Source organism: Planktothrix sp. PLAVEN19ND (genome assembly GCF_057220675.1).
In genome coordinates, this window is the sequence record NZ_CM170132.1 from 3,626,868 (window position 1) to 3,649,452 (window position 22,585).

2 protein-coding genes are annotated in these 22,585 nt (G+C 38.8%); both read right to left on the reverse strand.

Going from position 1 to position 22,585, the window contains the following annotated elements:
• Nucleotides 1-6 precede the first annotated feature (6 nt).
• Nucleotides 7-10,461 carry an amino acid adenylation domain-containing protein gene (locus tag AC2D3N_RS15730; protein ID WP_484691436.1) on the reverse strand — a complete coding sequence of 3,485 codons (10,455 nt, stop codon included), beginning with the start codon at nt 10,459-10,461 and terminating at the stop codon, nt 7-9.
• 57 nt (nt 10,462-10,518) lie between these two features.
• Complete coding sequence (locus tag AC2D3N_RS15735; RefSeq protein ID WP_484691437.1) at nt 10,519-22,293, reverse strand: SDR family NAD(P)-dependent oxidoreductase; 11,775 nt, start codon at nt 22,291-22,293, stop codon at nt 10,519-10,521.
• Nucleotides 22,294-22,585 lie beyond the last annotated feature (292 nt).

Genomic DNA, 22,585 nt, shown 5'->3' on the forward strand with positions numbered 1-22,585 from the left:
CCTTGCCTAGAAATTAAAATCTTCAGCGAATAAGTCGCTATATTCTTGGTGAGAATTGCTTGATTCTAAAGATAGTTTTATCAATGGTTGATCAGGGTATTTTATCACTTGCTCCATCAGATTTTCTAATAAGTTGATCATCAATAAAATCCGCTCATTAATAAATATATCCGTATTGTAGATTAGCTTCAAGTATAATTCTCCTTCCTCAACAAAAATGAATTCTAAATCAAATTTAGCCGTAGTCATCTCTGGGTCAATGGAGTTAACTGTAATTCCTTCTAGTGCGAGATCTACATTTTGATTATTTTGCAGGGCAACCGCAACATCAAAGAGGGCATTTCGACTAGGGTCGCGCGGTAAATTGAGATCTGAAACTACTTTATCAAAAGGATATTCTTGATTTTCATAAGCTTCTAATGTGGTGGTTTTTACTTTGGTCAGGACATTCAAAAAACTGTCATCTGCTCTAATTTGATCCCGCAGGACTAAAGTATTAACATAAAAACCAATTTGTGATTCTAAATCGGGATGATTTCTACCCGCAATGGGAGAACCTACTGTAATCTCATTTTGTTCGGTATAACGAAACAGAAAACTCTTAACTAAAGTCAGTAACCCCATAAATAAACTAGCTTCTTGGTCTTTAATTAATATCTGAAAATGCTCGATTAGTTCTGAATTTGGTTTCCAGATCACCGTCTTTCCTTGAAAACTTTGAATGGCGGGTCGAGGATAATCAAAAGGCAAGTTAAGATGTTGAGGAGCCGGGGTTAACTTAGTTAACCAGTAATCACGTTGAGCTTGAAGTTTCGATGTTTTTAACTGATTTTCTTGCCAGTCAGTATAATCTTTATAGTGAATTTTTAGAGGGGGTAGTAACTCTGAATTTTGTTGTCGATATGTGTGATAATGCCCCAGAAAATCTTTAATTAAAACCCCGGCTGACCAACCATCAGAAATGATATGGTGCATATTAAATAACACGATATAATTCTCTTGACTCAGTTTGAGTAACTTAACTTGGAGTAACGGCCCCACTTCTAAATCAAAAGTAGTCTTGGCATTATGGGAAATCGCCTCAGCAATTAGTTTAGCTTGTTCTGTTTCTAAATAATTTGTCAAGTCTATTTGTTTAATGCCAAAATTCATTTGATTGTGTACAACTTGACGCGGTTGATTATCGATTAGGGTAAAGGTAGTTCGCAAAATTTCGTGGCGTTGAATTAACTGTTGAAAAGCATTTTCAAAAGCCGCAATATTCAGATTGCCTTTGAATTGATAAACACTGGGCATTCCATAGGCATTATGATTGCGATCAAGAAATTCTAAAGCCCAAAGACGACGTTGCCCATGGGACATCGGATAGGATTTTTGCAGAGGAATTGTGGGGATGGGTTCTTGATAATCATATTCAGTTTTAGAGACTAAAATGGCTAATCCGGCAATGGTAGGAACTTTAAAGAAGTCAGCCAATTTTACCGATACATTTAATTCTTTATGAACGTGGGTTACGATTCTCGAAAGCATCAGAGAATGTCCGCCAATTTCAAAGAAGTTATCAAAAATACCGATGGGATGTTTAGTCAGAATCTTTTCCCAGATCCGAACTAGATTTAACTCCAAATTATTACGCGGTGCAACATAATTTACCTGGGTAGATTTCCCGGTTTCATTCATTGCAATCAGCGAGTTTAAGTCAAGTTTGCCGTGTTTAGTTAGGGGAAATTGCTTTAAGAAAATAAAGTAACTAGGAATCATGTAAACTGGCAGAAAATTAGCTAGAAATTCTCTGATTTCAGAAATTTCTATCTGTTTATCTGTTTGACAATAGGCTGATAATTGAGTTTGATTATTGACTTGGATCGGTAGAATAATAGCTCTCTCAATCTGAGGATAATGATTAAGTTGATATTCAATTTCTCCGGGATCGATACGATAGCCATTTACCTTAACTTGATTGTCTTTTCTGCCCATAAATTCAATCACACCGGGAGCAGTTTGTTTCCCTAAATCCCCGGTTCTAAACAGCGTTGTTTTCTGATCAAAAAAGCCCGGTTTAAATTTTTCTTTGGTGATTTCAGGAAGATTGTGATAACCCGATGCTAAGGCGGCCCCTTCGACACAAATTTCCCCAACTATATGCAGAGGAACCGGATTATTAAATTCATCCAGGACAAATAGCCGATTATTATGGAAAACTTGACCTAGGGGTACGTCTGTATCTAAATTTTCGTTGATTTTGTATTGAGATACTCCGACACAAGTTTCTGTTGAACCATAAACATTACTAACAATTTTTCCCGGAAAACGTTGGCGTAAAGCTAGTGCTGTTTCTCGATCTAATTTCTCTCCCCCTACGGAGATATATTTTAAGCTAGAGATAGTTTCTCCTGGTTCGAGTAAACCTAAAATTTCCCGATAAATAGATGGTGTTGTGTGCAGCGCGTTAATTTGATTTTCCTGTAAAAAGGAAACTAAATGTCCGATATATTTGACTTCGTAAATATATAAAGGAGCGCCTATTGTTAAAGGTAGAAAAATATTACGAATAGATGGGTCGTGGGTGACAGCAGCCGTAAAAATATAGCGCCATTCAGGATATTTATCTAAATCAAAGGTGAGTCGTAAACTCTGAATTACATTCAAAATAGAGAGATGGCGACCCATGACTCCTTTAGGATTTCCCGTGGAACCAGAAGTATAGAAAATATAAGCAATTTGGCTAGAATCCGGTGGAATACTAGGCTCTTTATCGCCGTATTTTGCTAAAATATTAGCAATTTTATCTAAGCAAATTGTCTCTATTTCTTGAGGTAATTTAGAGGTCAAATTACTCTCAGTTAGACAAACATGACAACCACTATCTTTGATAATAAAATCTATGCGATTATTCGGATATTCGGCATCTATGGGAACATAGGTCGCCCCGGTTTTAAAAATTGCTAGGATACTAATGATTAGGTTTTGATTCCGTCCCATCATTAGCCCGATTACTTTGCCTGCACCTAGCTGATATTGATGTTGTAGATAATGGGTTAAACGATTAACTTTTTGATTCAATTCTTGATAGGTAAGAGTGGTTTCTCCAGAAACTAAGGCGGGGGCATTGGGAGTTGAGTTAACTTGAGAAACAAAATCATCAATGATGGTAGCATTTTCCGGTAATTCTCTGGTTTCTCCGATTAACTCAGCCAGTAAGTTTTCCCGTTGTAATTTGGTTAATAAAGGTAACTGATGGAGCAAACTGTTGGCATTATGAATTACCCCATCTAACAAAATTTCAAAACTTTCGAGAAACTGTTTAATAGTCCCTTGTTTAAACAGTTCTGTATTGTAATTACAGTAAATAATCAGGTTATTATTGACTTCAATAAAGTTAAATCCAACATCGAAAGGCGTGTAACCAATTGGTTCTGGTGGCAGGGATACTTTTAATCCTTCAAACTCAGGTAAAGTTAAACTAGGGTCTATATTAAAAGATACTGAAATCAGAGGAGAACGGGAAAAATCCCGTTGTAATTGTAAGGCGGCTAATAAATCTTCTAAGGTATAACTTTGATGTCTAAAAGCAGCGATGAGTGTTTGTTTAGTCCGTTGCAAATGTTCAACAAAAGAATTCGTGATATCTACTTTCATCCGAATCGGTAAAAATTGTGAACAAAAGCCAACTAATTGGTCGCTACCTTCTATTTGTCGTCCCGAAATGGGAATCCCAATGACTAAATCATTATGGCTAGAAATTCGGCTTAAAAAAGCTGTGTAGGCGGCGAACATTGTCATAAATAATGTTGCTTGATTTTGCCGTCCTACGGTTTGTAAATTTTGCCAAAGTTCAGGTGCAACAATTTTACTTTCTTGACCTCCAGTGTAAGTTTTAACTGCTGGACGGGGAAAGTCGGTAGGAAGCTCAAAGGCGGGAATTTCTCCTTGATAGGTTTTTAACCAAAAATCACGATGTTCTAACATCTGTGGACTCTGCGCTTCTTGCTCTCGCAAAGCTAAATATTGGCGAAACTGCATTGGGAGTTCTAAAGGGTCTGTAGCGGCACCAATTTGGGTGGAATAAAGTTGACCAATTTCATCCAAAATCAACCCTAGTGACCAACCATCTACAACAATATGATGGGTTTTTAAAGATAACAGGTAATGGTCAGGGGTTAGGCGGATTAAGATAACAGCAAATAAGGGAGCTATAGACAAGTCAAAAGGCTTTTTAGAAAACTGAGATCTTAATGCTAAAGCCATTGCTTGGGGATTCTGTTCATCGTTCAAATTAATTAAGGTTAACTGAATTTTGACGCTATTAATAACTTCCTGTACTTCCCCTTGTTCTACTATTTTGGTTCGCAAAGCTTCGTGACGATTGATAACTTGATTAATCGCTTCTTGTAAAGCTGAAATATCTAAAGAACCCTTTAACTCTAAAGAAGCTGTGACATTATAGGAGGCGGAAGCATTTCTATCTAATTCTGCCAATAACCAAAGCTGACGCTGGGCTTCACTGGTAGGAAATTGCTGATTTATTGGGTTTAAATTTTCCCTCCCATCTTCATCATCGCTCTCAACATTTTTCTCTTGCTTATTTACTTTTGGAAGTTTGGCATTTGCAAAAAAACCCCCTTGCTGCAATTCGATAATCGCTGATTTGACCGCAGCTATAACTTTATCTATATCTTCATTTGTATGGCAGGTAGAGAGAAAACAAACTCGTTTTTCCCATGTATAAATACCTTTAAGATTTAACAAGTAGTAAAATAGAGGTAATTCAATAGGTTGGAGGAAAAGACTATAGGCTCCAAAAGGTTCAAAGCGAAACAAAGAACCAAAATTAACAATGCGGATGGGAATTCCTATTTCTTGAAAGAACTGATTCGTCTCCGTAGCTAATCGTTGGGTTAATTGATTTACCCGTTCTTGAATGGTTGGACTTTGTTCTTTAAGATATAAAAGCACCGCGCGACAGGCTGCCAGTGCCAAAGGATGACGACAGAAAGTTCCGCCAAAAGCGGTTAATTCGGTTTGGGGATGGGAGTCATCACCGTATTCCCAGAAACCGCCATCAACGGTATCTAAGAAATCTGCTTTTCCGCAAATCATACTGATAGGTAAACCCCCACCAATTGCCTTACCGTAAATAACGATATCCGCCTCAATATTGAACCATTGTTGCGCCCCTCCAGGAGCAATCCGAAATCCCGTAATAATTTCATCAAAAATTAGTGCAATCCCTTTTTCCTGAGTTAATTTTCTTAACTTTTGCAGAAATTCTTGAGGTTGTAAATCGGGTTTACGACTTTGAACAGGTTCTACTAATACTGCTGCTAAATCATCACTATGAGCCGCAATAATTTCTAAACTTTCTTCGACTCCATAACTCAAAACAATTACATCTTCAACCATTCCTGATGGTGTGCCCAGACTCACGGGTTGAGTGCTGGTTGTATCCTCTCCCACTCGCGCTAGAATGCCGTCAAAAGTGCCGTGATAGGAACCGGAAAACATCACGATTTTTGGGCGTTTTGTGCGAGAACGAGCAATCCTAACGGCCGCCATAATTGCTTCGGTTCCAGTATTACTAAAAGCTACCCTTTCTACCCCAGCCATTTCACTAATTAAAGCCGCCGTTTCTGCGGCAAGATTAGACTGCATTCCTAATCCGATTCCTTGCTGCATTTGTTCCTGAACTGCTGCTATGACAAAATCAGGACTATGCCCAAAAAAGTTAACACCAAATCCCATGGCTAAGTCAATATAATCATTGCCATCAATGTCACGAAAACAGGCTCCTTGGGCTGATTCTGAAACAATGGGATACTGAAATTCTTTTAATGTCATCCGAAAGTCAATGGTGGGTTTGACATCAACCATTGTTTTTCGGCTATTTTGGGAATAGGCTTTTGATTTTGCGGTTTTTTGGTTATAAATAGCCTGGAGATTGTTAATAAAATCCTGCTGTTTTTCGGTTAAAGATTTATTCTCATTAATCTTTAATGCTAGGGGATTTAAACTGGGAGCAATTGGTTTTTGTTGCTCTTTTTGAGCCGGAAATATTGTTTCTATTTGATTATTTTGAGATGGAATAATTTCTGTATGAACTATTGGTTGTTCGGTGATGACGTTGGGTGTATTCCCTACGGATTGAAGGACTTCTAACTGCTTGATAATGGTTTTCTCATGGAGATCTTTAAGGTCTTTTAAAGATTGCAATTGAGCCATCATCAGGGCTTCTTTGCCAGAGGTGGTAGTTGAAAATTGGGTGGCTTTAGGCGTTTGGGGAATCGGTAGTATTTCAGCAGCAGCACAAGCAATAATTAATTCTTGGCCATTGTAAATATTAATATTGTTTTGTTTAGAAAAACTATTAGCAGTGGCAAAACCGCAGCGTTTTAAAACAGAACACCAACTTTCTCCGCTCAATAAAGGTGTATCTAAACGTAGTTCTTTGTCTTGGAAACGCCACCATCCAGGGGTCAATCCAAAGGTTAAATTAAGCCAGGAATTATTTTCGACGGTTTCGAGTAGAATTAAGTAACCACCAGGGAGCAGTAGCTCTCTAATATTAGTCAGGGTTTCTGTAATATTTCGGGTAGCATGAAGAACATTAGCTGCCACAACTATGTGATAAGAATGGGCGGGTATTCCTTGAGAAGCTGGTGATTTTTCAATGTCTAATTGATGAAAGTTGAGGTTATATTTCCCCTGGAATTTTTGACGCGCTTGATTCAGTAAAAATGGAGATAATTCGCTAAAAGAATAGGCGACCTGATTGGGATTTAAGTTATTTAGAATTGTTTCAGAAGTGGCTCCAGTTCCTCCTCCGATTTCGATAATTTTATAAGGGTTAATACTAGGAGAAAAATTGTTTAAAGTGAGGTTAATTGCCTCAGCTACCCGTTGATTCATCAAACGAGAGACAGGAGAATTTCCATAGATACTTTCGGCATGAGTAACTGAACCTTCTGGGAAAATTAACGTTAAAGGGTCTATATTTCCTTTGAGCACTTCGGCTAAATTTTCTCCGCAGCGTTGCAGCATTTCTAACTCCGGTTTTGCCGAGGGACAAGTTTTTTGCAGATTTTCTATAGCTTGTGGTAAGGAAAAAGACGCAGGTAAGTTTTTAACAGCCCAGATATTACCTTGATTTTGAATAATGTTAGCTTGCTCTAAATCCTGTAAATAACGAGTTACTAAAACCTGATATTTTGGGGCAATGGGTAAGGTTTGCTTGATGCTTTCTGTTGTCCAGGTTTCTCCTGGATTTATTTTTTTCCCTAAAGCTTCTAATGCTTTAATAATATAAGCAGTTGCAATTGGTTGTAATTGAGAAATGACTTCTATATAATTATTTATTTCTGGATCAAAATTAACAATTTTCGCTTGATTTAATCTAGTCTTTTCTGAAGCAGTTTCTAAGTTTTTTGGTTCAATAGAATTATAGATATATTCAGCGATATCGGCAATAGTTTGTAAGTCAGTGAATAACTGATCTATTTTGACTTTTACTTTAAATTTTTCTTCAACTTTGCGAGAAAAATCTGTTAGAATAATAGAGTCTGCTCCCAGATTTAATAGGGTTTCATCATCCCGAATATCATTTTGATTCTCTTTGAGCAGGAGGGCAAGAATAGACTTTAATTGCTGGCGGATTTCGAGTTGATGTTTTTGCATATTTTGTACTTTTAGTTCAGTGATTTTAGTCGTTTCTAGTTCGGGATATATTTCTTTGATTTGGGTGGTTTCCTGCCCAACAGTAGGTTGAAATTGAAACCGTTTTCTTTGAAAGGGATAATTAGGTAATCTTACTTGTTTATATCCATAATTTTGATTGAATTTTTCCGGGTTAAAATAGACTCCATTCAGGTACAGTTGACCCAATGCCGAGAGCATTGTCTGCCAGTTATCTAAACCTCGATTTAGTGAACCAAGCCAAATACCTCCGATGTGATAACGACGCCCCTGTTCTGCGAGTATTGGTCTTGAACCGACTTCTAAAAACAGATTATATCCTTTATTTAATGCCGTGTTCAAACTTGCTAAAAATTGTACAGGTTGACGACATTGCTGTCTCCAATAACTTGCATCCGGGGCATTTTCTAAAATTTTTCCGTCAATTCCTGAAACTAACAGAATTTGGGGGCGATGGTAAGAAATCTGACTAGCTTCCTGTTCAAATTCATTTAAAATTGGCTCCATTAAGGGAGAATGAAAAGCTTGATTAACGGAGAGATATTGAGTCGCAATTTTTTGCTGTTTACAGTTAATAATAATTTCCTCAATCCTGGCAATTTCTCCAGAAATTACAATTTGTTGAGGATGATTAATAGCAGCAATGGCAACGGTATTTTTATAGTTTTGAATCAGAGAAAGTACCGTAGCTTCATCGGCGAAAATTGAAGCCATTTTTCCGGTTTTTGTAGTTTGCATTAATTGACCCCGTTTCACAATTAATGCGAGTCCCGCTTCTAAGCTAAATACTCTGGCGATACAAGCGGCTACATATTCCCCAACGCTATGTCCAATCAGTAAACTGGGTGTAATTCCCCAAGATTTCCAAAGCATAGCAATGGCATATTCTAGGGCGAATATGGCGGGTTGAGCGTAGGCAGTTTGATTCAGTAAATTGGTGTGTTCACCAAATAATATTTCGGTTAATGGATACTCTAAATAACTCGATAAAATTTCTGCACATTGATCAATATATTGACGAAATGTGGGTTCAGTTTGGTAGAGTTGCTCACCCATCCCCGGATAACAAGCACCTTGACCCGTAAACAGAAAAACAACTTTAGGCTGTTTTTCTTCGGTAAAGCGTTGATAAAAAGTCAAATTATCAAGGAAAGTTTGATCCGCAAAAGCGACTAATCTTTGTTGTAATTCTGGCAAAGTATTAGCAACAATTGCTAAACGTTCAGATAACTTTGCTCTCCCCACCGCCGCACTATAACAAATATCTCCTATTTCTGGATGGGATTCTAAGCGGGTCGAAAAACGTTGGGCTAGTTCTTGTAAAGCGGTTTTGTTATGAGCAGAAATTGTTAATAGATAACTAGGAAGGGGTTGCTTAATTTCTGTTGTCTTGATCTCGGGTGCTTTTTCCACAATTACATGGGCATTTGTTCCCGAAAAACCGAAGGAACTTACCCCAGCCATGGGAATTTTGTTGTTATTTGGCCAAGGGATAGTTTGGGTGGGAATTTTGATAGAATTGTCTTGCCAATTAATCAGAGGATTAGGGGTTTGAAAGTGAAGATGGGCAGGTATTTCACCATGTTGAAGTACCAGAATTGTCTTGATAATTCCCGCCATCCCGGCGGCAGCTTCGAGGTGTCCGATATTGGTTTTCACTGAACCAATATAAAGAGGCTGCGCTCGTTTTCCATAAACAGAAGCGATCGCATTCATTTCTATCGGGTCTCCTAAAGAAGTTCCCGTGCCATGAGCTTCTATATACCCAACGTCTTCAGGGGTGATTCTAGCATCGGCAATGGCTTGACGGAGAAGTTCTTGTTGAGCCGGGCCACTGGGAACGGTCAACCCGGCAGCGGCCCCGTTATGGTTGACCGCCGACCCCCGCAGAATGGCAAGAATGCGATCGCCTTTTTTCTGTGCCTCTGATAAAGTTTTTAAGACTAAAACCCCACACCCTTCGCCACGCCCATAGCCATTGGCAGAAGCGTCAAAAGTTTTGCAGCGACCATCGGGGGACAACATTCCCGACTGGGAAAGATTAATCGCAATTGCCGGATTTAAAATGAGGTTGACCCCGGCAACTAAAGCGAGTTCACATTCATGATTTCTCAGGCTACTAATTGCTTGATGAACTGCTACCAAAGAAGACGCACAGGCCGCATCAATAGACAGACAAGGCCCCCTAAGATTGAAGAAATAAGATAGTCTACCTGCGGCTGCACTCAGGGCATTTCCTGTGCCAAAAAAAGAGTCAATTTGATCATAACTGCTGTTGTAAACCGTAATGGCATTATCAACACTGGTGATGCCAACAAATACCCCAACGGTATTATCTGCTAAATTATTCGGGGGTAAATTAGCATTTTCTAAGGCTTCCCAAGTTACTTCTAATAGTAACCTTTGTTGGGGATCCATTGAGGTGGCTTCGCGGGAAGAAATAGAAAAGAAACGGGCATCAAATTCTGTAATATCCCGTTGAAGAAATCCACCATAGGAAGTGTTTATTTTTCCCAGTTTCGGTTCTTTTGCATAAAATTTTGAGCTATCCCAACGACTTTTAGGAACTTCTGTGATCGCGTCAAGTCCAGCTTGACAATAATTCCAATATTCTTCAGGAGATGTAATACCACCAGGGAAATGACATCCCATGCCAACAACAGCAATGGGCTCCCTTTGTCTAGTTTCTAATTCGGTAATACGAGCCTGCATTACCTCCATTTTTGTTAAAGTTGTTGCGATTAATTTTTTATAATCTGTATTTTGAACCATGCAGGCTCCCGGTATTTATTTACCTCTGAGTTTGTCACTATATCAGATTTTGCTTGATTAATCAAGCTCGATTAACTTTTGATTAAGTAATATAGCAAGCTCCTCCTCACTCAGACTGTCATAGGGATTTAGAGACTCTGTGGGTGCATCCGTTTTGATCTCGAAATCGAGATCACTTGCTAATATTTCTGCTCGCAGGTAGGCACTTAAACTTAGGATATTAGGATAATCAAAAATAATCGAAGCGGACAAGGTGCAACCTAAATCATTTTCTAGGCGATTTTTAAATTCTATTACCATTAGGGAGTTTAAGCCTAAGTCTAAAAATGATGTTTGTTGAGAAATAACTTTATTAGCTTTTAAGCCAGTAACTTCGCGTAATATCTGTTCAATTCCTTGAGATAAAGTGGCGATTCGCTCATCTATGGAGACAGATTTTAACCTCTGCAATAATTTCGCCGAATTTTCTGGTTTTTGTGCTTTTGGGGTTAATACTTCAGCAAAGAAGGGTTGATTAATATTAAAAGATTGGTTAAAAATAGACCAGTCAATATCAAGAATTACTCCTTGGACAACCTTACCTAGAATTAACGAATTGAGATATTTAAAAGCCGTATCAGCCGACTGACTTTGAATCCCCCAATTAGCAAAACGTTGTTGTTCAATTTCATTCCCCGTATTCCAAGCTCCCCAATTAATACTAATTCCAGGTAATCCTAAACTATGTCGTTGCTGCATTAAAGCATCCATAAAAGCATTAGCAGCAGCATAATTACTTTGACCAGGTGAACCCAGAATCACAGCAGCAGAAGAAAAGCTAATAAAAAAGTCTAAACATTGGGGGCGAGTATAGTGATCTAATAATAAAGTTCCTTCTACTTTAGGACGCATGACGTTTTGATATTTTTGCCAATTTTGATTAATTAAAAGTCCATCATCTAAGACAGCAGCAGCATGAATTACCCCTCGTAAAGATGGCAAATCGGCTCCAAAACGAGAGAATAATTGTTCCATCTCTACGGGAGAACTAATATCAATACTGATAATTGTAATCTCTGTGCCTTTTTCGGCAAACGAGGCAATTAATTCGGGTTGAGATTTAATATTCCGACTGCATAAAACTAAGTGACTCGCCCCCATTTGGGATAACCATTCAGCGGCTAATAATCCCAGTTTTCCCAAACCGCCAGTGATTAAATAAGCTCCTTCTTTGCTCACAAACTGCTGTTTTTGTGCTGCGGGAATGGTCGCAGAAACTAACCTAGCTCCATAACGGTTTCCCTGACGTAAAGCTAGACGTAATTCATTATTTGAAGTATGCAATTGATTGAATAATAACTCAGCTTCATCTGCTTCTGCTGTCATCGATAAATCTAAACATACACAACGCATTTGGGGATATTCTTGATTAATAACTGCTCCTAATCCCCATAAATAAGATTGTTGAGGTTCTAAGGCAGGATCTTCTAATATTTGATTAGCACCACGAGTAATTAGCCATAAATCAGGTAATTTTTGCCAGTTATTAGTCAGAGTTTGAATTAAGTTCAATGCCGCATGGCAACTTGTGTAAATACTCTCTGTATCTTCTGCAACTGATCCGGTTTCCCAAGAAAAAATTACGCCTGTGGGAAATTCTCCCGACGGATATGCTTGTTGATATAAACGCTGAAAATCAGTTTTTTCAGCAGGATTTATCACAAAATAATCTTGAGAGTCGCATTGATAGTTGTTGCCAATTTCTACTATTATAACTTTTTCTCCCGCTTTTTTCAACAAATTAATCAAGGAATTTAATGCTGTTTTCGGATGCACAAATATTAACCAAGAATTGTTGAAATTGTTAGTAACAGTTGGTAGTGCAGCAAGTTTTTCCCATTGAACTTGATAAAAACAATTTTTCTCAGTTTCTTGCCATAAACGCTGTAAAACTTCTGGTTTAGTCCGCCGTGCTGTTAAATTTTCAAAGCGAGCGCAAAGCTGTTTTTCCTGATTATAAATATCTACATCTACGCACATTTCACCCTGAGAATCCGATTTAACATTAACCTGTGTCCAAACCTGATCACCAGGATTTCGGAATAATTCTAATGAAGAAAACCCATAGGGTAAATGCAATTCTTGACCATGAATTTCAGGAAAAGCTGCACCAATACTTTGCAAGCAAGCATCTAAAAGAACAGGATGGAAACAATAACGCTGGTCTGCTAAACTGCGGTCAATACTAATCTTAGCCTGGGAACCATTTTTAAAATAAAATAATTCTTGAATCGCTTGAAATCCCTTTCCATAACTGATTCCCATTTGTTGATAAAGTTCATAGAATCGAGCAATAGAAACCGCTTTCCGTTCTGCTTTTTCATCTTTTTTAAATTCCGATTCAGCAACTCCTTTAAGATTATTAGATTCAACCTCACCAGTAACATGAAGAATCCATTGATCTGCTGTAGAATTATGACTAAATATTTCAAAACTATAGCTTTGTTTAGATAATTTTTGGGGTTTAAAAATCATTTGTAATATTGTGGGAGTTGCCGATAATAACAATCCCTGATGAATTGAAACATTTTGAAGGATGATAAAATTATCAGGCAATATTTTCTGACTAGCTGCTAAAATTGCTTCTATAAATCCTGTCGCTGGAAATAAAACCTGCTCAAATACCTGGTGTTCTTGAAGATAATCTGGCTGCTCTGAACTGATCTCGCCCTCAAATACAATTTCCCCAGTCGCTAACTTTTTAAAATCCCGAATAAAAGGATGTAAATTCGTTTTTATGTCGGTGACAGAAAATTCAGAATTTGATATCCAATAACGTTCTCGTTGAAATGGATAAGTTGGTAAAGAAATCCGTTTCCCTTGTTTAAATACCTCCGTCCATTCTACGGAATAACCATTCACAAAAAGTGTCGCTAAACTTCTGTACATTTGGGCTTGTTCATCTTGTCCAGGTACAATACTAGGGAGCCATAATATTTCTTGATTTGGCGAAATTAGTCGCGCCATACCTAATAATACAGGTTTAGAACCAACTTCCAGAAAACAGCGATAACCACTATCAATTAAGCACTTAAACCCTTGACTAAACTGCACCGTACTTCTAAGATGATTGACCCAATAATCGGGAGTCGCAATTTCTTGACCGATGGGTTTACCTGTAATATTACTAATAATCGTTAAGCTAGGTTCATGCAATGAAATCTTCTCTAAAACCTTGGCAAAATCATTAAGAATTGGTTCCATTAAAGGGGAATGGAAAGCATGAGATACGGCTAAACGTTTAGTTTTATAGCCTTGATCTATAAAGCTTTTCTCCAGTTGATCAACAATTTCATTTACCCCAGAAATCACTGTAATTGAGCCATTGGCCGAACCAATATTAACTTGATTTTGATAGGAAATAAGGGCCGCCGCCACGGTTTCATAATCAGCATAAATAGCTGCCATACTGCCATTGTGGGGTAATTCTCCCATTAACCGACCCCGTTGGGTAACTAATTTTAAAGCATCTTCTAAAGAGAAAACTCCAGCCAAACAAGCTGCTACATATTCACCAATACTATGTCCTAAAAGTGCTGAAGGTGCTATTCCCCAAGATTGCCATAATTTAGCCAGTGCATATTCAAAAGAAAACAGCACGGGCTGGGTGATTTGAGTCTGTTCTAATAGCTGGCTATTGGGCAATTTAAAGATTAAATCTAATAGGGATTTTTCTAAAATAGGTTCTAGGATTTGATTACAAATATCTAAAGTATTTTTAAAGACGGGTTCTCGGTGATAAAGGGTTTCTCCCATTCCCGAATATTGCGAGCCTTGCCCTGAAAATAGAAAAGCTATTTTCAGATTATTTTCTGATAAAATTGGTGTAATTAATTGTTGAGAATTCTCACCTTTTTGGAAACTAACCAGTGCTGCTTGTGCCGTTGTCATTGATTCAGCTAAAATACAGAGTCGATGCTGAAAAATAGCCCGTCCTGTAGTAGCTGTAAAACAAACATCAGCAAGATTGACAGACCCATTCAAAGCCTCTTGATAATTTTTAGTTAACTCTTGGAGAGATCTTTCGGAACGAGCCGAAAGCGGTAATAGGTAAAAGTTATGCTCAGATTTTTGAGGTGAACTAGAGTCAATTTCTCCCACAATAATATGGGCATTGGTTCCACTAAAACCAAAGGAACTTACCCCGGCAATTCTTTGGCGTTCACTAGGATTCCAGGGTTTTCCACCCACAGGAACTTCAAAAATATTAGAACTCCAATCAAACCGAGGGTTGGGTTTTTTAAAGTGCAGATGGGGAGGAATTTTATGGTGTTGTAACGCTAAAACTGTTTTAATTAATCCGGCAATTCCTGCCGCTCCTTCTAAGTGTCCTAAATTCGTTTTAACAGAACCAATAACTAAAGGTTGATTCGGGGGACGTTTGCCAAAAACCGCAGCCATACTTTCTAATTCAATCGGATCTCCAAGGGCAGTTCCCGTACCATGAGCTTCGATATAATCTATTTGTTCTGGTTGCAGATTTGCTGTGTTCAAGGCTTGATATAATAATTTTTCTTGCGCCGCACCATTCGGGACTGTTAACCCACTACTGGGGCCGTCATGATTGACTGCTGTACCATAAATTTTGGCTAAAATATGATCGCCATTCTTAATAGCTTGACTCAATCTTTTTAGAACAATTATTCCACAACCTTCGCCTCGCACCATGCCATTTGCACTCTGATCAAATGTCTTGCAATGTCCATCGGGTGCCAGCATTTGGGCGCGACTTTCAATTAAAGAAATAACCGGGGTGATGATAACATTAACCCCCCCGGCTAAAGCCAGATCACACTCACCATTTCGCAAGGCATTGTAAGCTAAATTTACTGCCACTAATGAGGAAGAACAAGCGGTATCAATTGTCATTGATGGGCCTTGCAAACCCAGGATATAAGAAAGCCGACCGGAAACTACACTAACAGAAGTTCCCGAACCCGTATAGGCATTAATTGCTTCTGGAGAATAACTTAATTGGGCATAATCTTGAGTCATGCACCCAATAAAAACTCCCGTTTGACTATTGCGTAATTTTTGCGGATTTTGTCCTGCCATTTCTAATGCTTGCCAAGCGGTTTCTAATAGCAAACGTTGCTGAGGATCGATGGCGTTTGCTTCCCGGGGAATAATGCCGAAAAATTCCGCATCAAATTGATCAATTTGTTCTAAAAATGCACCATAAGGAGAGTATATTTTACCTGCTTTATCGGGATCGGGATCATACCAAATTTTCATATCCCAGCGATTTTTAGGAATTTCTCCGACGGCATCTTTTCCCTGTTCTAAAAGTTCCCAAAAAGATGTTAAATCCTTGGCACTGCCAGGAAATTGGCAAGCCATACCGACAATTACAATCGGATCTTCTTCTAGGTATGGTTTGTCTGGGGTAGATTCTTTAATCTGTTTTTGAAGGATTTCTGATGATATTTTTTCTGGAATAGGAGTTAGTATCGGTTCGGAACTATCTAAAACTTCCCGCAGTAAATAATCGGCTAAAGTTTCCACATTGGGAAAACGAAATGCAATAGTTGATGGCAGGGAACAATCAAAATCTGTTTGCAAAAGATTGCGAAGTTCTGTAGAGGTGAGGGAGTCCATTCCTAAATCAAAAAATCCTTGTTGGGGAGCAATAATTTCATCATTTGAGTGTCCTAAAATATTGGATACACACAAACTCAGATGATTAATTAACCAACTACGACGCTGTTTTACGGGTAGGGTTTGCCATTGTTTTAAAATATTGGAAGATGGACTAGAATCCTGGGGTTTGGCTTGAGATCGGAAGTTTTGATAAAAACTTTGGTTAATATAAGGAAAACGTTGCCAGTCAATAATAATTACACCCGCGCGAATAATCTGATTAAATAGGATTTTTTCTAGGGTATTAAGAGCTAAATTAGGTTTAATTGCTGCATAACCTTTAGAGGCTAATCTCTCTAAAACATTACGATCTACTGCCGCACCAATTTCGCTCCAAGGCCCCCAGTTGATCACAGTCCCTGGTAAATTATGCGCCTGACGATAATAGATAAAAGCATCTTCAAAAGCATTAGCAGCGGCGGCATTTGCCTGTCCTGCCGAGCCAATTAAAGACACAGCGGAGGTATAACAAACAAAGAAATCTAAAGGGTCATTTAAGGTGAGTTTATGTAGCAACCAAGTTCCTTTAACTTTCGGTGCTAAAACATAATTAAAACTCTCTGGTGTTAGTCGCAATAATGTTGTATCATCTAGGGTTCCCGCAATATGAAAAATGCCCCGCACCGGATATTTTGAACGGCATTCTTCTAGTAGAATATGCAGTTTTTCTGCATTTGTCACATCACAGTCTTTAATTTTAATATCGACGGAATTAGATGGCAAACTTGCTAAAATTTCAGGGTTAACAGCTTGTGCACCACTGCGACTACACAAAACTAAATGACGGGCGCCTCTTTCTACCATCCATCGGGCAGTTGCTAACCCTAAACCTCCGGTTCCTCCTGAAATTAAATAATAGCCATCGGGACTAAAATTGATCTTTCCTGATTCAAGTTTTCGCTGTACTAAACGCGGACAAAAACGTTGTTCACCCCGCAGAGCGATGCGATTTTCTGGGGTATGGCTGTAGATTTCTCGAAATAACTTTTCTTCTAAGTTTTGTTCGTTAGGGTCTAAATCAATGACTCTAAAATTGAGTTCGGGATGTTCTAATCCTAAGCTTAAAGCAATTCCTAATAGAGAAGATTGGGCGGGAGAAGTTAGAGTTTTTATTTCTTTTGCGGGTACGGCTCCTTGAGTGACAAGAATCAGAGATGGGGGATTTTTTTGTTGTAATAATGCTTGTAATAAAAACAGAAACCGTTGACAATGAACTTCTACTTCTTGATCAATTTCCCCTGCTATTTTTTCCAGTCCCCAAAAGTACAAGATTTGATGGGTTTCTGGTGTTAAAAGGGTTTGTAATACCGATAGGTAATCCTCGGCACAATCGGGATTAATGTCTTCGGGGAAAAGCACCGAACAACCAACGCCTCGCTGTTGTAATGGGGGAATTAAATTGTTAGCAATTCCTTGGGTATCAGCAAAGATGATTTGATCGGAGTTAGATTTTGAATGGAAAGGGATCAATCTGTCACTGCTTTTGGCAATGATCACACTTTGTTTTAATAGATTTCGGGTTTGGGGTTGGCTGGGTTCAATAATATTAATATCTTCAAATTGATGCTGAGTGAGTAAATTTTGCCAAGATTCTGTATTAACTAAAGGATAGCCATGGCGGAGCGGATCTTGACTACATAACCACCAGCCGTCCGTTAGGCCAAACGTTAAATCTACCCAACGTCTGGCTCCGGTACTTTCTAATAGTATTAGTAGTCCATTGGGAGCGATTAAAGAGCGTACATTTTCCAGGGTTTTTTGAATATCTGCTGTAGCATGAAGAACGTTAGCGGCAATAATAATATCAAAATTTCCAGGGAGAAAACCTTGATTAAAGGGATTTTTTTCTATATCTAAAGTTTGATATTGAATGAAGGAATAATTTTTGTTATTTTCCTTGGCTCTATTTAAAAAGCTGGAGGAAATATCGGTAAATACATATTCAATTTGTTCGGGAGATAAATGGGGTAAAATTGCAGCAGTGGTGGCTCCTGTTCCGCCGCCAATTTCCAGAATCCGTAGCTGATGATTGCTTGGTAAATTAGCGATCGCACAGTTAATAGTTACTGCTACTAACTGATTCATTAATTTAGCTCCAGCAGCTTCAGAATAAATTGAGGCGATCGCATTTATATCTCCTTGGGGGAATATTAAGTCTAATGGCTCAATTTGACGACGCATGACTTCAGCTAAAGCTAAACCACAACGTTCTATTAGATTAATTTCGGCTGGATAATCAGGAAATTGTTGGCGAAGATCTTGAATTTGTGATTGAGAAAGGGTTTCTAATTCTTTTGTCAATAACCAGCCATCTTGTTGCCAAGTAACAATTTTTTCCTCGGCTAAAATTTCTAGGCATCGAGATAATAAAGGACGATAAAACTCAACTATTTCGCCTTGAATAGCAATCTGTTCTTCGGGGTAAGTTTGACCTAATTTGGGTTGCCAATTCAGTTGTTTTAAGGCTTCCCAAATATAAGTAATGCTTAAACTTTCCAGGGCTTCTAGTAAGCGTTCATATTGGGGTAATTTGTCTCCCAATTGCTGTTCTAATTGCGCTGGTTGAATTTGAGCTTTAATCAGATCAGGCGTGACTAAAGTGTCTCTCCCATTAGCTAATAGTGGTAGTAAAGGAATCCATTCTTCTAGGTAGGTTTGGGGTTGATTTTCTTGGGGAATAATATCTTGAGATTGTACGGGTTTTAGTTCTAAGCCGATAATTGATGCAATCAGTTCACCTTGGGGGGAATAGATATCAATATCGGAGATAATAATATGAGGATGATCATGATTTGGCTGGAGTCGAGCGACACTAATAACAATATCGTCGGGGGCAGTGAAAAATTGAAATTTAGCAATCCGAATGGGTACATAAGTTACCGATGATTCTTGTTTGAATAAAACAGCAGCAATCACCTGAAAACAAGCGTCTAACATCGCGGGATGAAAATGATATTTTTTCGCTTCTAAGCGGAGAGTATCTGTTAATTTGATTTGAGCAAAAGCTGTATTATTACCCCTCCTAAGTTGATCAATTAGCTGAAAGTTGCTACCGTAATTAACTCCCGCTTTTTGGTAAGTTTGATAAAAGGAATTAATCTCAACTTCTTCTGGACAATTTGCTTTTATTTTTTCTAGGTGATCAACGGTTGAATCAATAGCAGGCAATAGGGAATAGGGAATGGGCAATGGGGAATATTGCCTATTGTCTATTGCCCATTCCCCATTCATTGATTTTGATTGATCAATTTCCCCTATCACCAGGATTTCCCAATTCTGATCAACTTGATGATAAATTTGCCAACTTTTATCGGTGACAATTAATTGTAATATATCTTGTTTATCTGTTAAAACTAAGGCTTTTTTGAATTGTATATTTTCTAAGATAACAGTTTGATTTTGTGTGGCAGCCAAGGCCATTTCAATCAATGCAGACCCGGGAAATATGGATTGATCAAAAACTTGATGTTCTTGTAAAAAAGCGGGTTGACGCTGACTAATACTCCCTCGATATTGAAGATCGGATAAAGGCGAAGGAAAACGATCACCTAGTAAGGGATGACCGGAGGAATAATCATTACCTTTGCTAATTGCTTTGGGTTGATTATTAACTGAATTTATCCAGTAACGTTTGCGGATAAAAGGAGAATTGGGTAAACTAATTTTTCGTCCTGGATGGGAATGATGAAATCCTTTCCAATCAATATTTACTCCTCGGATATACAGTTCTCCCAGAACAATTTGCATTTGCTGATTACTATGACAATCTTTGACTAAACTAGACAACCAAAGTATCGAGTTTTCCGCTAAATTTTGACGACCAATATTGATTAAATCTGGGTAATTCCCAATTTCTAGGAAGATTTGATACCCCATTTGATGTAAGGTAGTAATTCCTTTAGCAACCTGCTTTGATTCTTGAATTGGTTGTCCCCAATAATCCGAAGTTGTTAGAGAGTTATTAGCCAGTTCACCATTAGCAATTAAGGTCAGTTGGGGCTGGTGATAAGTAATTTCTTCGGCGATTTTTTGAAAAGCTACTAATTCTTTTTGATCGAGTTTTTTCGATAAAAAATGAGCGCGACCTGCGACTAACTTAACTGCATCTTCTAGGGAGAAAATACCCGTTTGTTGGGCGGCAAGATATTCACCTAATCCCGAACCTAAAACCGCAGCCGGGCAAATTCCCCAAGATTTCCAGAGTTCACAAAGTGCATAGTGGAAAGCAAATTTAAAAGCAGGGAATCGGCAATGGGCAATGGGCAATGGAATCTCCCTATTGCCCGCATTTTTGCCTATTCCCCATTCCCCATTGCCCGCCTTTAAGTGTTTTTGAAATAGGCGATCGCATTTAATAAAAGCATCCTTAAATACAGGCTCATTTGTAAATAAATCTTCTCCCATTCTCGGAGATATTTCTCCTTGATCACTGCATAGAAAAGCGATTTTAGGATTACTTTTTGCCTCCCCATAAATTACTTGTTTCTGGTTTTCCTCCCGATTACTACTCAGAAACATCTCCAGCCCTTGCTGCAAACTATCCAGACTAGAAACTAATAAAGATAGTCGATGTTTATGGGGAAAACGTCCGGTATTTAAGGAAAAGGCAATATCATTGATATTCCGATCGGGTTTTTGATTCAGATCAGCAACTAATTCAGCGGCAAAAATCCGCAACCGTTCTGGATCTTTGGCTGATAAAGTAACTAGGATCGGGGATGTTTTGGGGATTAGGGGTTGGTCTTGAGGGGGTTCGCTTAAAATTACATTCGCATTGGTTCCCGATGCTCCAAAAGAACTCACAACCGCCGATTTAATTTTGCCATTACTGACAACCCAAGGACGAGTTTTTGTAACGACATTGATGGGTAAACTAGCCCAATTAATGTGGGGATTAGGGTTGTGAAAATTAAGATGGGCGGGAATTTCTGAATAGTAGATGGATAATACAGTTTTGATCAAGCCTGAAATCCCTGCCGCCGCAGCGAGATGACCCAGATTTGTTTTGACAGAACCGACTAATAATGGTTGAGATTTTGAGCGATTGACGCATAAAGCATCAGCTATAGCTTTAATTTCAATCGGGTCTCCCAGGGATGTGCCTGTGCCGTGGGCTTCGACATAATCAATCGCATCTGCATTTAACCGGGCATCGGTCAGAGCTTCCCGAATTAACTCTGTTTGGATCGTGCCATTGGGAACCGTAAACCCTCCACTGGCGCCATCATTATTAACTGCTGTTCCTCGAATTAAAGCCCAAATCCGATCACCATCTTCTAGGGCTTGACTCAATCTTTTTAAGACAATAACTCCACACCCTTCACCTATGCCAAAACCATCGGCACTTGCATCAAAGGTTTTGCATTTTCCATCGGAGGCTAACATCTGATTTCGACATAGGGCAATCGGAACTTCTGGGGTTAAAATTAAGTTAACTCCCCCGACTAAAGCTTGTCTACATTCTTGGGAACGCAAAGAACGGCAGGCCAGATGAACAGCGACTAAGGAAGAAGAACAAGCCGTATCTACCGCTAAACTGGGGCCATTGAGATTCAAAAGGTAAGAAATACGCCCGGCGGCGGCATTGGTATGATTGCCGGAGATATGATAGGCTCCAATGCCACTATAATCATCCTCCGGTGCAATTAGGCGAGCATAATCATTGTTAGTAATGCCAATAAAAACACCGGTCTTGCCGATTCTGGCCGTTGGTGTCGCCATGCCTGCATTTTCTAAAGCTTCATAAGCAACTTCTAACAGTAACCGTTGCTGAGGATCAATGTGCAGGGCTTCTTTCGGGGCAATGCCGAAAAAATGTGGGTCAAACTTGGAGACATCATCGAGAAAACCGCCTTGGGAGACATAGATTTTGCCTGGTTTACTCCGATCTAAGTCATAAAAATCATCCCGATTCCAGCGATCATTAGGGAGTTCTCTGAGGGTATTTCCACCTGCTTTGAGAAAAGACCAAAAGGAATCAACCGTGGCAATATTATTGCCAAAACGACATCCTAAACCGACAATCGCTATTGGTTCACTTTGTTGAGCTTCAACGGCTTTTAATCTTTCTTTGGCTTCATTGAGTGCTTTAAAAACTCTAGTTTGGATTGATTTATCGTGATCTGATAAGTTCTTTAGATCGTTAGGCTCCATTATCTTTATCTATCCAGATTTTAAGGGGGTTGGGGGGATCTGAATCAGACTTAATGCTAAGGATACCTGTTCAGAACCGCAATAGTCAAGAAATATTTACTGACGTCAACGTGAGTTCGACGGAGTGTGATGGCAGTGCCTCCGCCTGTAGGATAGTACCGAAGGCGATTAGTAGCCGTCGCCTGCTATTTTTAGATAAAATGATAGACAAGATCGGGTTAGCCTATGTCGATGATGATCAAGTAACCGATATTATCGTTAGGAAGAGAAATTTGTCAGGTAACTTTAAGAT